The organism is Allorhizobium pseudoryzae (genome assembly GCF_011046245.1).
GTDB classification, from domain to species: Bacteria; Pseudomonadota; Alphaproteobacteria; order Rhizobiales; family Rhizobiaceae; genus Neorhizobium; species Neorhizobium pseudoryzae.
Genome location: NZ_CP049244.1, coordinates 78,259 through 91,503, shown reverse-complemented (window position 1 = coordinate 91,503; position 13,245 = coordinate 78,259). Strand labels below are relative to the sequence as shown.

15 protein-coding genes are annotated in these 13,245 nt (G+C 61.0%); 5 read left to right on the top strand and 10 right to left on the bottom strand.

The features are described from left to right. The first annotated feature begins 34 nt into the window (after nucleotides 1-34). Both G6N78_RS19465 and G6N78_RS19460 read left to right on the top strand, forming a co-directional pair. Complete coding sequence (locus G6N78_RS19465; protein ID WP_165222740.1) at nucleotides 35-244, top strand: cold-shock protein; 210 nt, start codon at nucleotides 35-37, stop codon at nucleotides 242-244. Between the two features lie 120 nt (nucleotides 245-364). Next, the gene (locus G6N78_RS19460) at nucleotides 365-553 is read left to right on the top strand and encodes a hypothetical protein (RefSeq protein WP_165222737.1); all 189 of its coding nucleotides are present in this window, start codon (nucleotides 365-367) and stop codon (nucleotides 551-553) included. Between the two features lie 12 nt (nucleotides 554-565). Here G6N78_RS19460 and G6N78_RS19455 read toward each other — a convergent pair whose 3' ends face one another. The 5 genes from G6N78_RS19455 to G6N78_RS19435 all read right to left on the bottom strand — a co-directional run bounded on the left by G6N78_RS19455 (nucleotide 566) and on the right by G6N78_RS19435 (nucleotide 5,189). Further along, complete coding sequence (locus tag G6N78_RS19455) at nucleotides 566-937, bottom strand: hypothetical protein (protein WP_165222734.1); 372 nt, start codon at nucleotides 935-937, stop codon at nucleotides 566-568. A 235-nt stretch (nucleotides 938-1,172) separates the two neighbouring features. Beyond that, nucleotides 1,173-2,135: a dihydrodipicolinate synthase family protein gene (locus G6N78_RS19450; RefSeq protein ID WP_165222731.1), complete on the bottom strand. Its 963-nt coding sequence runs from the start codon at nucleotides 2,133-2,135 to the stop codon at nucleotides 1,173-1,175. Between the two features lie 125 nt (nucleotides 2,136-2,260). Next, nucleotides 2,261-3,259 carry a TRAP transporter substrate-binding protein gene (locus G6N78_RS19445; RefSeq protein WP_165222728.1) on the bottom strand — a complete coding sequence of 333 codons (999 nt, stop codon included), beginning with the start codon at nucleotides 3,257-3,259 and terminating at the stop codon, nucleotides 2,261-2,263. A 36-nt stretch (nucleotides 3,260-3,295) separates the two neighbouring features. After that, nucleotides 3,296-4,564, bottom strand: coding sequence for a TRAP transporter large permease (locus tag G6N78_RS19440; protein ID WP_165222725.1), 1,269 nt, complete (start codon nucleotides 4,562-4,564; stop codon nucleotides 3,296-3,298). A 1-nt stretch (nucleotide 4,565) separates the two neighbouring features. Further along, nucleotides 4,566-5,189, bottom strand: coding sequence for a TRAP transporter small permease (locus G6N78_RS19435; RefSeq protein WP_165222722.1), 624 nt, complete (start codon nucleotides 5,187-5,189; stop codon nucleotides 4,566-4,568). Between the two features lie 93 nt (nucleotides 5,190-5,282). On the opposite strand from G6N78_RS19435, the gene G6N78_RS19430 reads away from it, so the two are divergent. Continuing rightward, nucleotides 5,283-5,939, top strand: a complete 657-nt coding sequence (locus G6N78_RS19430; protein ID WP_165222719.1) for a GntR family transcriptional regulator — start codon at nucleotides 5,283-5,285, stop codon at nucleotides 5,937-5,939. 123 nt (nucleotides 5,940-6,062) lie between these two features. On the opposite strand, the gene G6N78_RS19425 is transcribed toward G6N78_RS19430, so the two are convergent. The 5 genes from G6N78_RS19425 to G6N78_RS19405 form a co-directional block, all read right to left on the bottom strand. Then, nucleotides 6,063-7,574, bottom strand: coding sequence for a malonate--CoA ligase (locus G6N78_RS19425; RefSeq protein ID WP_165222716.1), 1,512 nt, complete (start codon nucleotides 7,572-7,574; stop codon nucleotides 6,063-6,065). Then, entirely contained in the window at nucleotides 7,571-9,001 is a 1,431-nt protein-coding gene (locus G6N78_RS19420) for a malonyl-CoA decarboxylase (RefSeq protein WP_165222713.1), read from the bottom strand. The genes G6N78_RS19425 and G6N78_RS19420 overlap by 4 nt, the downstream gene beginning before the upstream one ends. Continuing rightward, entirely contained in the window at nucleotides 9,001-10,314 is a 1,314-nt protein-coding gene (locus tag G6N78_RS19415; RefSeq protein WP_165222710.1) for a TRAP transporter large permease, read from the bottom strand. The genes G6N78_RS19420 and G6N78_RS19415 overlap by 1 nt, the downstream gene beginning before the upstream one ends. Beyond that, nucleotides 10,311-10,865 (bottom strand): TRAP transporter small permease subunit, encoded by a 555-nt coding sequence (locus G6N78_RS19410; RefSeq protein ID WP_165222707.1) that lies wholly within the window; start codon nucleotides 10,863-10,865, stop codon nucleotides 10,311-10,313. Before G6N78_RS19410 ends, G6N78_RS19415 begins: the two co-directional genes overlap by 4 nt. 68 nt (nucleotides 10,866-10,933) lie before the next feature. Continuing rightward, nucleotides 10,934-11,920, bottom strand: a complete 987-nt coding sequence (locus G6N78_RS19405) for a TRAP transporter substrate-binding protein (RefSeq protein ID WP_370691552.1) — start codon at nucleotides 11,918-11,920, stop codon at nucleotides 10,934-10,936. A 135-nt stretch (nucleotides 11,921-12,055) separates the two neighbouring features. Between G6N78_RS19405 and G6N78_RS19400 the strand changes: the two genes are divergently transcribed. Continuing rightward, complete coding sequence (locus G6N78_RS19400) at nucleotides 12,056-12,727, top strand: GntR family transcriptional regulator (protein WP_165222701.1); 672 nt, start codon at nucleotides 12,056-12,058, stop codon at nucleotides 12,725-12,727. An 80-nt stretch (nucleotides 12,728-12,807) separates the two neighbouring features. After that, complete coding sequence (locus G6N78_RS19395) at nucleotides 12,808-13,236, top strand: GNAT family N-acetyltransferase (RefSeq protein ID WP_165222698.1); 429 nt, start codon at nucleotides 12,808-12,810, stop codon at nucleotides 13,234-13,236. The last annotated feature ends 9 nt before the right edge of the window (nucleotides 13,237-13,245 follow it).

Below are 13,245 nucleotides of genomic sequence, written 5' to 3'. Positions count from 1 at the left end.
GCGGTCGATCAACAATGCTTTGAAAGGGTTCATCATGACCACGGGCACCGTAAAATGGTTCAATTCCACCAAGGGCTTCGGCTTCATCCAGCCTGACAATGGCGGCGCGGATGCGTTCGTCCATATCTCGGCTGTCGAACGCGCCGGAATGCGCGAAATCGTCGAAGGCCAGAAGCTGGGTTACGATCTGGAGCGCGACATGAAGTCGGGCAAGATGTCGGCCTGCAACCTGCAGGCTGCCTAACACGCTCAACCTTCGCTTCACCGGCGCCACGGATGTACTGGCACGGCGGAAGACGGAAGGGTTAAAAGGCCGGGCGAGAGTCCGGCCTTCTGTTTATCTTCATCCTATCTGGAGACCTTGATGGTACAGACATACTCGAAATCGCGGCAGCAGGCGGAGATCGCGTTCCAGCGAACCCAGGTGCCTGCAGAAGCCAACGCGGAGGCCGCTCATCGCATCGACGATGAAGCGGATCGCCTGCGGGCGAAGACCGCGAGACTGCGGGAGGCGCGCCTCAATCGTGATGCCCCGCAAACGCAAGCGCCATAGACCGCCCTTTCGTCAATGGCGCTGACCGCAGTCGTCCTGAAAGAGAAGTTCATCGAGAATGGACCGAATGCCTTCCGGCGTTCCATTCAGAGAATAATGCGAGCCCGGCGCTTCGTCCGTGACGACGAAAACATGCGGCACCCTCTTGAGGGTCATCATCTCCGAGAGATCGAACAGGTAACTGGCGCGCAGCTTGATATCGAGAAGCGCCCCGGCGGCGCAATGATCGATGATGTCCACGATCGGTGGATAGTCATCATGAACGATGAGCTTGCAGCCCTCGCGTTCCCATGCATGGCAGGTTTCGGCCGTCATCATGCCGGGGGAAATAAACACCGCGATCCGATACAGCACCATACATTGCCTTGATTGCCTGACCCGCAAGCACCTTCCGTTTCCGATATTGGTCCTTCAGAGGACAATTCAACAGAAGAGTCCTGAGAAACCGTTCGCGGCGTAAGGCCAGTTGTTCCGCTTCTGATGGATGCTGTAAGGCAGAGCGCCAATCGTTCTGGGATGAACATACCTGCCGCTGCCGTTCTATGAGCGCTTAACCCCGGGATGGGAAAACGTGTGTGGCGGAAAAGCCCTGCCGTTTCGGGCAGGGCTTGAGACGGTGTCACACCTTGCAGGCCTGCACGGCGCCTGGCAATTGGCTCCACGCGGCATACCAGCTGTTGAACAGGGCGAACTGCGCCTCGACATAACCGCGCTGGCTCTCGCTCAAGACGTCGGTCTCGATGAAATGCAGCGCATACTCTGCGTCGCCCTTCAGCACCATCATGTGCTTGAAGTAGAGGACGAGATCCGGGCCTTCATCGAACGACGAAAGCACGGCGAGGGCTTCTTCGAGTTCCTTGGCGCGAACGCGCGCATCCGCATCACCCTTGGCGGCGGCCTCAGCGAGGTTGCACAGATGAAGCACTTCCTTCGGCAGGACGTTGCCGATGCCGGTGATCGCGCCGGTTGCGCCGCAGTTCACGTAACCATGGTAGACGGCGGTATCGACGCCGATCATCAGCGAGACGTCGTCATCGCGGCTGGTGATGTTTTCGGCCGCATAGCGCATGTCGGCAGGCCCGCCGAACTCCTTGAAGCCGACGAGGTTCGGATGTTCGGCGCGCAGGGCGAAGAAGAGGTCCGCACGCGTCGCAAAGCCATAATAGGGGCTGTTGTAGATGACGGCGGGCAGGTCGGGCGCGGCAGACAGGATGGCCTTGAAATGCGCCTTCTGCGCAGCAATGACCGATCCGCGCGACAGGACACGGGGGATGACCATCAGGCCCTTCGCGCCCACCTTCTGTGCATGGGCGGCCAGTGCCACGGCGGAGCCGGAGTTGATGGCGCCCGTACCGACGATGACGGGAATGCCGGCCTCGACCAGCCGCTCGACCCCTTCCATTCTCTGGGCATCCGTCAGAAGCGGCCAGTCGCCCATGGAACCGCAGTAGACGACGGCGGACATGCCGGCCTCGATCAGTTGCCGGGCTTTCCTGACGAGCGCGTCGAAATCCGGCGTGCGGTCGTCCTTGCAGGGGGTCATCAGGGCCGGCACGACGCCGGAAAAGATCGAAGCTTTCATGTTGGTTCCTTGGCGCCGGCGGTTTGGTCCGGCCTCGAGCAGAGAGTGGTTATCATGGACGGCGCCCCCTCATCGGAGGGGACGCCGCGCCGGGTCTTGACGTTCGGCCTCGTCGTAGCGGAGGCTCAGAGGGTGGCGCCGAGCTTGCGCAAGTCGGCGAGGTTAGGGGCCTTTGGCAGCCAGATCTTGTCGTATTCCGCAATCACCTTTCCGGCGTCCGCGACCTGGACTTCCTTGACGGTGATGACCTTCTTGAACTCTTCCAACAGCTTTGCTTCGTTTGCAACGGTGGCATCGATCTGTGCGTCCAGCGCGTCCTTGGTCAGCGCCGTGATCAGTTCGCGGTCGGAGGCGGAGACATCCTTCCAGACACGTCCTGAGGCCAGAGCAACACAGGGCATGAAGATCGCATTCATCTTCAGCATCGTCTTCGACACCTTGTCGAAACGCTGGTTCCAGGAGAAATCGAGGTCGGCCTCAAGGCCGTCCACCTGTCCGTTCGACATCGCATCGAACACCTGCGGCGTCGGGATCGGCGTGGGGGCGGCGCCCAGGATCTGGTAGAAGTCGCGATAGGCGGGCGTGGTGTTGATACGCAGCTTCAGGCCGTTCAGGTCATCAAGACCGCCGATCTCCTTGGCGGTGAACACCACGCGCATGGTGGTGATGCCCCAGGCAAGGCCAAGCGTTCCCGTTTCCTTGGGCAGCACATCCAGCATCTTCATCGCCATCGGATCGCGCACGAGCTTTGCGACCTTGGCCGTCGAATCGACGAGATAGGGCGCATTGATGGCCGCGATGGAGGGGATGCGTGAACCGAGTTCAGCGGTCATGATCCAGCCGAAATCGAGAGAGCCGGCCTGCATCTGCTGCAGCATGGCTGCTTCCGTGCCAAGCTGGTTGGCCGGAAAAACGGCGAGATCAAGCCGTCCCTTCGTTTCCGCCTTCAGACGTTCACCGACCTTCAGGGCCGCGTTGTTCCACGGGTGGCCGGGCGGCGTGGTGATGCCGAGGCGGAAGGTGCGCGTGTCCTGTGCCCGCAGCACGTTCGGCACGAAAAGTGTCGAGGCACCGGCGGCGGCAAGGGTGGTGTTGCGAAGGAAGCTTCTGCGGGAAATCGTCATTGGTTCATCCTCTGGTTTTTGTGGTTGGCCTGACAGTCACTTGACGAAGAAGGTCGAGATGGCGGGGAAGATGGAGAGCAGCACCAGCAGTGCGCATGCGGCAAAGAAGAAGGGGAGCGTCACGATGAACATCTTGCCGGGCTTTGCACCGGTCACCGCCGCCGCCACGAAGAAGCACAGTCCGACCGGCGGGGAGAGAAAACCGAGGACGAGGTTGATCACGACGACAACGCCGAAATGCACGGGATCGATGCCATAGACCTCGGTTGCGATCGGCAGCAGGATCGGCACCGTCATGATCAGGCCTGGAGCGCCGTCGATCACGGTCCCGATCACCAGCAAAATCACATTGACGAGCAACAGGAAGGTGATCGGATCGGACGCAATGGTCTGCACCCAGGCAGCCACCTGCTGCGGAATCATGCCGTAGACAAGAACCCAGGAGAAGACCGCAGCGGCGGCGACCAGCAGCAGCACGACGGAGGAATAGATCCCCGCCCGCAGCAGCATCTTCGGCAGTTGTGCAAGGGAAAGCTCGCCGATCCAGAAGCGTCCGACGAGAATGGCCGCAACCACGCCGACCGCTGCGGCCTCCGTCGGGTTGGCAAGGCCGGCCAGGATCGAACCGACGATGATGATCGGGATCGACAGCGTCGGAAGCGCCCCGACGATGATCTTGAAACGTTCGCGAAGGGTGCGCCGTTCGCCGCGCGGGTAGTCATAGACCAGCCAGCCCATCAGGAAGATGATGATGCAGAAGATGACGGTCAGGAGAATGCCCGGGACCATGCCGGCCGCCAGCATGTCGCCCACCGGCACCTGGGCCAGCACGGAATAGACGACGAACATGATCGACGGAGGAATGATCGGACCGAGCATGCCGGCATAGGCCGTCAAACCTGCTGCAAAGGTCTTGTCATACCCCTTCTTCTCCATCTCCGGCACCATCATCTGCGCCATGATGGCAACCTGCGCCGTCGCCGACCCAAGGATCGAGGAGACGAACATGTTGGCGATCAGGTTGACATAGGCGAGACCGCCCTTCATCGCGCCGATCATGGCCATCGTCATGTCGATGATGCGGCGCGTAATGCCGCCGCCGTTCATCACCTCTCCGATCAGCACGAACAGCGGGATGGAGATCAGGCCGTAATTATCGACACCACCGAACAGTTGAACGGGGAAGCTCTGGAAAAGCAGCGTATTGCCGCTCGCCCAGATGTAGATGGCGGCGGAAATGCAGAGGCAGAGGCCGATCGGCACGCCAACGAGCATTATGACCAGAAAAGCCGCGGTCGTGATCATCTCAGTTCACTCCCTCGGCGGTGGTGAAGTCCGAACGGACCGTCTTCGGCGCAAGCCCGAGCTCCTCCACCAGGTTGGCGGCGGTATGAAGCGTCAGTGTCACGGCAAACAGGGGAACGACCAGGCTGACGATCCATGTCGGCCAGTTCAGCGTCTGGGTATGCTCGGTATAGAGAAAGTTGAAGCTCTCCGCAGCGTATTCGCGGGCATCGAAACCGGCAGATGCGATGCCGATCGGATCCATCCACGCCCAGCACATCGCGACCAGCCCGATCGCAAAGAGGAGGGCAATGAACGTGGCCAGTGCCTGTAGCCGCCCGGCATTGGCCGGAGACAGCTTTTCGCTCAGCAGCGTCACGGCGAAATCGAGCCTGAGACGTGTCAGGGCCGATCCCCCGATGAAGGTCAGCCAGACCACCGCATAAACGGCGGCCTCATCCACCCAGTAGAGCGGGGCGCCGGCATAGCGTGTCACAACGTTCAACAGGATCAGGCCCATCACCAGAGCCATGAAAAAGGCGACCGCCCTTTTCTCGACAGCGAGAATGCCTTCCGAGACTGCAATCAGTCCGCGGACGGGAACGGCGGGGCGTCCGCCGCGAGGCCCTGTGGAGGTGTGATTCATTTTGCTATCGTTCCCTCGAATTTCGTATAATGTAGATTTTATACATTTTGAAAGTCAACTGGCTTTTTTGCGGATTTCGTGTAGCTGGATGCCATGGCACTGAAGCTGAAACACAAGACACTCTCCGGGGCGCTGATGGACGAGATCCGTCAGGCGATCCTCTCCGGCCGTTTTGCGGCCGGCACGCAGCTACGCCAGGATGCGCTGGCAGAGACCTATGGCGTGAGCCGGATTCCGGTGCGCGAGGTGCTCTTCCAGCTGGAGGCGGAGGGGCTTGTGAAGATCCTGCCGCAGAAGGGTGCGATCGTCTCGGAGCTGTCGAGATCGGAGATCGACGATGTGTTCGATCTGCGCCTGCTCTTGGAACCGCGCCTGCTGCTCGCATCAGCACCACGTCTGCAGGAGGCGGATTTCGTTGCGCTGGACGAAAAGCAGGCCGAATATGTGCGCGCCATCGCCATGGGACAGGTCAATGACTATGGGCGGCTGAACGCCGACCTGCACATGGCCATGTATCACCGTGCCGAGATGCCACGCAGCCAGCAGATCGTTGCCTCGCTGTTGCAGACGAGCGATCGTTATACACGTCTGCAGCTGTCCAACAGCGCGGCGATGGACAAGGCGATGGCCGAACACGCGGAACTCATCCGTCTGCTGCGGGAAGGGCAGTGGGAACGCTCTGCAGATTTGCTTCGCAATCACATCGCGACGGTGCGGACAGACCTGATCAAGGTCGTCTCGGGTCAGTGAGTGGCCGCCCACCGCGCACCGACCTCATCAACGTCTTATCGAAACCCTGCCGCGCGAGGTATCGCAGGGCAGGGTCTGATCTCATGGTCGTTGCCGACCGCCAGGGTTCTTCAGGCGGACGGGCTAACGTCCGTAGAGGTTTTCGTAGGTCTGGCGCAGGATATTCTTCTGAACCTTGCCCATGGTGTTGCGGGGAAGTTCGTCCTGGAAGAGGATGCGTTTCGGCTGCTTGTAGCGCGCCAGCCGCGGCTCGAGATGCATGAGGATCGCCCGCTCATCGACAGCCGCCTCAGGCTTTTTGACGACGACAGCGGTGACGCCTTCTCCAAGATCCGGATGCGGCACGCCGATGACGGCGCTTTCCTCGACGCCCTCGATCTGATCGATCTCCGTCTCGACCTCCTTGGGGTAGACATTGTAGCCGCCGGAAATCACCAGGTCCTTGCCCCGGCCGACAATATGAACATAGCCGCGCTCATCCACCTTGCCGAGATCACCGGTGATGAAGAAACCGTCGGTACGGAATTCCGCCGCGGTCTTTTCCGGCATGCGCCAATAGCCCTTGAAGACGTTCGGCCCCTTCACCTCGATCATGCCGGTCTCGCCATCGGCGACGGCTGCGCCCGTCTCGGGGTCGGTCACACGAAGAGAAACGCCGGGCAGCGGAAACCCGACCGTCCCGGCGATGCGTTCGCCGTCATAGGGGTTTGAGGTGTTCATGTTGGTCTCGGTCATGCCGTAGCGTTCCAGAATGGCCTTGCCCGTCATGGCCTGAAACTGGCGATGGGTCTCGGCCAGCAGCGGCGCGGAACCGGAGATGAAGAGCCGCATTCCGACCGTCGCCTCGCGAGTCAGGCGCGGCGACTGGACGAGGCGGACATAGAAAGTCGGCACGCCCATCATCACCGTCGAGCTGGCCATCAGGGACAAGGCCTCGTCCGCATCGAACTTCGGCAGGAAATACATTGAGGCGCCGGAAATCAGCGTCACGTTCGAGGCGACGAACAGGCCATGCGTGTGGAAGATCGGCAGGGCATGGATGAGGCGGTCCGCGCTGGTGAAGCGCCAGTATTCGCGAAGTGTCAGTGCATTCGACAGGAGATTGTCATGCGTCAGCATGGCGCCCTTCGATCGGCCGGTCGTTCCGGAGGTATAGAGGATCGCCGCAAGGTCGTCCGGGCCACGTGCAATATCGGAAAATACGTCGGAAGCCCCGGCTGCTGCCTCGATCATCGAACCGCCGCCCTGATCATCCAGCGTTTCGACACGCGCGCCGTGGGCGGCTGCGATCGGCCCAAGTCCTTCGCGGGATTTCGGGCTGCAGACAACGAGGCGCGGCTCTGCGTCGCCGATGAAATAGTCGAGCTCCGTGAGCGTATAGGCGGTGTTGAGCGGCAGGTACACGGCACCGGCCCGCACGCAGGCGAGATAGAGCATCAGCGCTTCCGGACTCTTCTCCACCTGCACGGCGACGCGATCGCCGGGTGTGACGCCAAGCGCGATCAACGTGTTGGCCAGCCGGCCGGACAGAGACAGCATGTCGCCATAGGACCAGATCCGTCCCGCCTTCGTTTCGATGAACGGCGCTTCGGGTTGCAACCCTTTCCGGATCGCGTCGAAAAGATGGTTGCTCATGCACGAAACTCCCTGTTGCTGTTGAGGACCTGGTGATCCTTTTGACTGTTTGACTGTGCACCGTCCAGCGGCGCCAGTGCGCGCACGCCGCGATCCGTCGGTAGATGCCTGCGCACCGAGGGGGCCGCAACCACTTCGCCACGCGCGGCAAACGCTTCGTGATTCACTTCGATGTCGTCAAGTTTGTAGAGATAGTTGACCATCAGCCCGTGTGACTGGCGCATGGCGCGACGAGATCGGTCGCCGAACAGGTTTAACTGTTCGAGACGGGCACCGTTGCCGAGATGGAAGCGGGCGACAGGATCGAGCACGCGACCATTGCGATCCCGCGCCTTGAGGAAATACCAGGCCGCGGCGTTGGCGAGCAGAGGCTGCAGCGCTTGAACACGCTCATCATCATCGGCCCAGTCCTCGCTGTCGAGGATGGCAAGCCGCTCCTGGTCCTGGCGGGTCAGGATGTCGCTCGTCTCCGCCTTGCGCTCATGGGCCAGCCACGCGGCGAAACCGGGCACTGGCGACAGCGTGACGAAGGTCGATAGTTTCGGAAACTCCCGCCGCAAGTCTTCCACGACCTGCTTGATCAGGAAATTGCCGAAGGAGATGCCGCGCAGCCCCTCCTGGCAGTTGGAAATCGAATAGAAGACAGCGGTTGTCGCTTCGCCCGCGGGCACGGTCTCGCGGCCCTCCGTCAGAACCTCGCTGATGGCTGCCGGGGTATGCCGCGTCAAAGCCACTTCGACGAAAATCAGCGGGTCATCGGCGAGCTGCGGATGAAAGAAGGCGAAGCAGCGACGATCCTCCGGCGCGAGCCGCATCCGCAATTCTTCCCAGCTGCCGATGTGGTGGACAGCCTCATAACGGATGATCTTCTCCAGGATGTCGGCGGGCGTCGACCAGTTGACCTGCTTTAGCATCAGGAAACCGCGGTTGAACCAGGAGGCGAAGAGGTGGCTGAAATCGGCATCCAGTGCCTCAAGGTCCGGGCTTTCCCGCTTCAGGCCAAGCAGCGTTTCGCGCATCCGCACCAGCGCTGCCGTGCCGTTCGGTGCCAGGTTGAGACGCCGGATCAGCTCCTGCCGCAAGGGTTCGGCAGACACATGCAGTTCCAGCAGCGTCTTTGCCGTCGGGTTCTGCTGATACCCCGCAATGGCCTTTTCCAGTCGTTCTGTATCCGGGCCGAAACGAGTGACAAGCAGATGCAGAAAATCGCGTTTTCCCTCTGCCGGCAGCATCTGCCAGTTCCCCAGCACGTCCCGTGCCAAGGCCATGCCAGAGGCTTCACCGCGGCTGGACAAGAGAGACTGGCACAACTGCTCCATCACCGTCAGCGGATCGGCGGCGCTCACCTTCGGGTTGGAGAACAGCAGTCGCTTGCCACGATCGGTAATCGTCTGCAGCATATCCCCAAAAAAGGAAGTGGTGTTCATCAGACCGCTCCCATCATGTGGTTGGGCAGCCAAGTGGCGATGCCCGGAAAGATGCAGAGGATCAGGATGGCCAGGAACATCACCAGCACATAGGGCAGGGCACCCCAGAGCACGTCCTTGGTCGGCACGGTCGGGGCAATGGCGTTGATGACGAAGAGGTTGAGACCGATCGGCGGGGTGATGAGGCCGACCTCCATGTTGATCGTCAGGATGATGGCGAACCAGTAGGGATCGAACCCTGCCTGCGTCACGATGGGAAACAGCATCGGAGCTGTCATCACGATGACCGCGATCGGCGGCAGGAACATGCCGCAAACCAGCAGGAAGACGTTGATGATGCCCATCAGGACCCAGCGGTTCACATCGAGCGCGGCAATCGTCTCGGCGATGGACTGCGTGATGTAGAGCGAAGACAGCGCAAAGGCGAAAAGCTCGGCGGCGGCCATGATCATCATGATCATCACGCTTTCGCGCATGGCGGAGCTGAAAATGGTCGACACCGAGCGGAAGCGAAACAGGCGATAAGCCAGGATCACGACCAGCAGCGTGAGGAAGGCACCGGCGCCGGCGGCTTCCGAAGGGGTCGCCACGCCGCCATAGAGAACATAAAGCGTGCCGGCGATGATCAGCAGGAACGGCAGGATGCGCGGCAGGCCGACCAATCGTTCCTTCAGGGTATAGCGGACAGCACGAGCGTCGAAATTATACCCCTTGCGTTTGCAGTCGATCACCGCCCAGATCATGAACATCACCGTCAGCATGATGCCTGGAAGGACGCCCGCCATGAACAGGCGGCCGATCGATGTTTCCGTCGCAATGCCGTAGACAATGAGGGTCACCGAGGGCGGGATGAGAATGCCGAGCGTTCCCCCGGCCGCAATCGACCCCGTCGCGACCGAGTTCGGGTAGCCGCGGTTCAGCATTTCCGGAATGCCCATCTTGCCGATCGCGGCACAGGTGGCCGGCGAGGAGCCGGTCATGCCGGAAAAGATGGCGCAGGCGCCGATGTTCGACAACACAAGCCCGCCAGGAACGCGGTTCAGCCATCGATCCAGTGCCGTATAGAGGTCTGCCCCTGCCGGAGACGATGCCACGGCAGCCCCCATCAGCACGAACATTGGGATGGAGACATAGGCAAGGTTGGCAATGCCGGAAAACATCGTGTCGCCAAGGATGTAGAAGATCGGCAGGCCGTTTTGCAGCACCAGCGCGGCAACCGCCGACAGGCCGAGCGCAAAGGCAATCGGCATGCCGGTGCCCAGCAGGACGAACAGCGAGACAATGAGAAGCAGACCGGCGGACAGGGTGCTCATCGAGTGGTCTCCTTGACGGGAATGGCGTGGGTTTCTGGGGTGGCATCAAGCGCTGCCCGGTTTCCGGCCAGAGCCTGGACAAGCCCCAGCAATCTCGCGCTGTATTGCAGGCACAGAAGCGCGAAGCTGAGCGGCAGGGCCGAGAGCGGAATCCACAAAGGCGGCGCCCACATGCTGGAATGGCGCCAGTCACCGGCCCAGGCATCGTGAAACTGGATCCAGCTGGCCGCGAGCATGGCAAGACAGAAGATCAGTCCGCATACGCTTCCGATGGTCTGGAGCCACAGGCGCGCACGATCGCCGACCATCATCTCGACCACATCGACGCCGACATGGCCGTTCTTCAGGAGGACGTAAGGCGCGCCGAGGAACATCGCGACGGTCGCGGAAAACACGACGAAATCGGTCTGCCATATGGTCGGCAGAGCAAAGACGTAGCGCAGGAAGATCATCTGGCAGACGACCAGCATGGAGGCAATGATGAGAAGTGTCGCGACCACGGCAAAGGCGCGTGACAGCTGACCGATGGCCCAGATATAGGCTTTCACCATGGAAGAAATCCCCGATCGGACGGTGGAAAGACGAGCCGGTCGCCGGCTCGCCTTGTGAGGTGGAGCCGTTACTTGACGGCCAACGCCTCTTCGATCAGCTTTTCACCGCCCGGAACCTTGGCGGCGAAATTCTTGTAGGCGGACTCCTTGGCAATCGCGAGCCAGGCGTCGTAATCGGCCTTCGACATTTCAACCACCTCGACGCCGGCCTTCTTGAAGGTATCGATCATCAGCTGGTCGCCCTTGCGGACTTCTTCGTTAAAATAGGCCTCGGCCTTCTCGCCCGCCGCCAGGATGGCTTTCTGCTGGTCCGCGTTCAGCCCGTCGAAGACACGCTTCGACATCAGCACGGGCTCGTACATGAACCAGAGCGCGTTTTCGCCAGGCGCTGTCAGGCACTTGACCTGCTCGAACAGCCGGTAGGACACAAAGCTTGCCGATGAGGTGTTGGCGGCGTCCAGAACCCCGGTCTGCATGCCGGAATAGATTTCCGAAGACGGCATGGAGGCGATGGAGGCGCCGGCCGCGGCCAGCATTTCCTCAAACGCCGGGCCAGCGGCCCGGATGACCTGCCCCTTCATCGTGTCCGGCGAGGTGATGCAGCCCTTCTTGGAGGCAAAGGCGCCGGAGAGCCAGGCATCGGCAATGACGATGGCGCCCTGCTTTTCGACGATCCCCTTGATATCCTTCATGAAGGGGGAATCGTTCAGCCGCATGGCGCGGTCAAAATTGCCGACCAGCCCCGGCATCAGCGTTGCCGAGAACTCTGGATGGCGACCGGATGCATAGTCGAGCGGAAACGAGGTGAGGTCGAGAAGGCCGCGGGTCACCGCGTTCCACTGGTCGTTCGGCTTGAACAGCGAGGAGCCGGGGAAAACCTGGATGGTGAGGCCAACCTTCGCGGCGGCGACCTCACGGGCGATCATCTGGACCATTTCATCGCGAATATCCCCCTTGCCGCCGGGGAACTGGTGCGAAGCCTTGAGCACGGTATCGGCGTGAGCAATCGAAGACGAGATGCCGGCCACGGCAAGAGCCGCGCCCAACGCAAGCATGCGGGCGTAACGTTTCATGATATTCCTCCCTTTGTGCCGGCCTCCCAACCGGCGTGCAAGAAGTTGAGCCCTTATTGCGTACGATGTCAATGTTCCTGTATACAGAAAAGATCAGGGAATATACGCGGGTCCATCATGTCCGAGAACACCTTCTACAAACTGCGCGACGAGATCGAGAACGGCATCGTCACGGGAGAGTTCGAGCCGGGTGACCGGCTGGACGAAACGCAGTTGGCAGCCCGTTTCGGCGTGTCGAGGACACCCATCCGTGAGGCTCTGATGCAGTTGAGTGCCATCGGCCTTGTGGAGATTCGACCGCGCCGTGGCGCCTGCGTCATCGATCACCCGCCCCAATATGTCTTTGAGATGTTCGAGGTGATGGGAGAGCTGGAAGCGATGGCCGGCGCGCTGGCTGCCCGCCGGCATACCGATGCCGACAGGCTGGCACTATCCGCCTCGCATGAACGCTGCCTTGCGTCTGCCGCCAGCGGTGATACGGATGCCTATTATTACGACAACGAGGTGTTTCACCACGCGATCTACACGGCAAGCCACAGCGCGTTCCTGAAGGACCAGTGCGTCATGCTGCATCGACGGCTGCGTCCTTACCGCCGCCTACAGCTTCGGGTGCGCAATCGCATGCAGATTTCGGTGCGCGAACATGGGAGCATCGTTGAGGCCATTCTCGCCGGCAACGCCGAAGAGGCACGGTCTGAACTGCGCAGTCACATCATCGTCCAGGGCGATCGCTTCAGCGATTTGGTCGCCGGTATCCAGGCGATGAAGATGCACGCCAAAGTACGGTAATCCTTGCGGAAACCCGCATCAGCCACTTGATGTTGCGCAGCTCCTGGTATGTTCTGTGTTTTCAGTCATGGAAAGCCGTCATGAACCCGCAACTGATCGTTACGTCCAACCCCGAACCGGATGAACTCGCCATCATCGGGGCGCGTCTTTCCGCCTTCAATGACGCCGACGTCGGAAGATCGGAACGCACACCTCTGGCCGTGTTCGTCCGGGGCGAGAACGGCCAGTTGCTGGCCGGCATCAGCGGTTACACGGCCTGGGGCTGGCTCTATATCCAGTGGCTCTTTGTCGATGAGAGCCTGCGCGGCCAGAAGATGGCAAACCGCATGCTGACGGCGGCGGAAGACGAGGCACGCACGCGCGGCTGCCATTCCGCCTGGATCGACACCTTCAATCCGGTGGCGGAAAAGGCCTACCGACGCCAGGGCTACGAGGTCTTCGGTGAACTCCCGGATTTCCCCGTGGGCCGCACCCGCAAATTCCTCCAGAAAAGCCTCGTAAGTCCATGATCCCCGAAG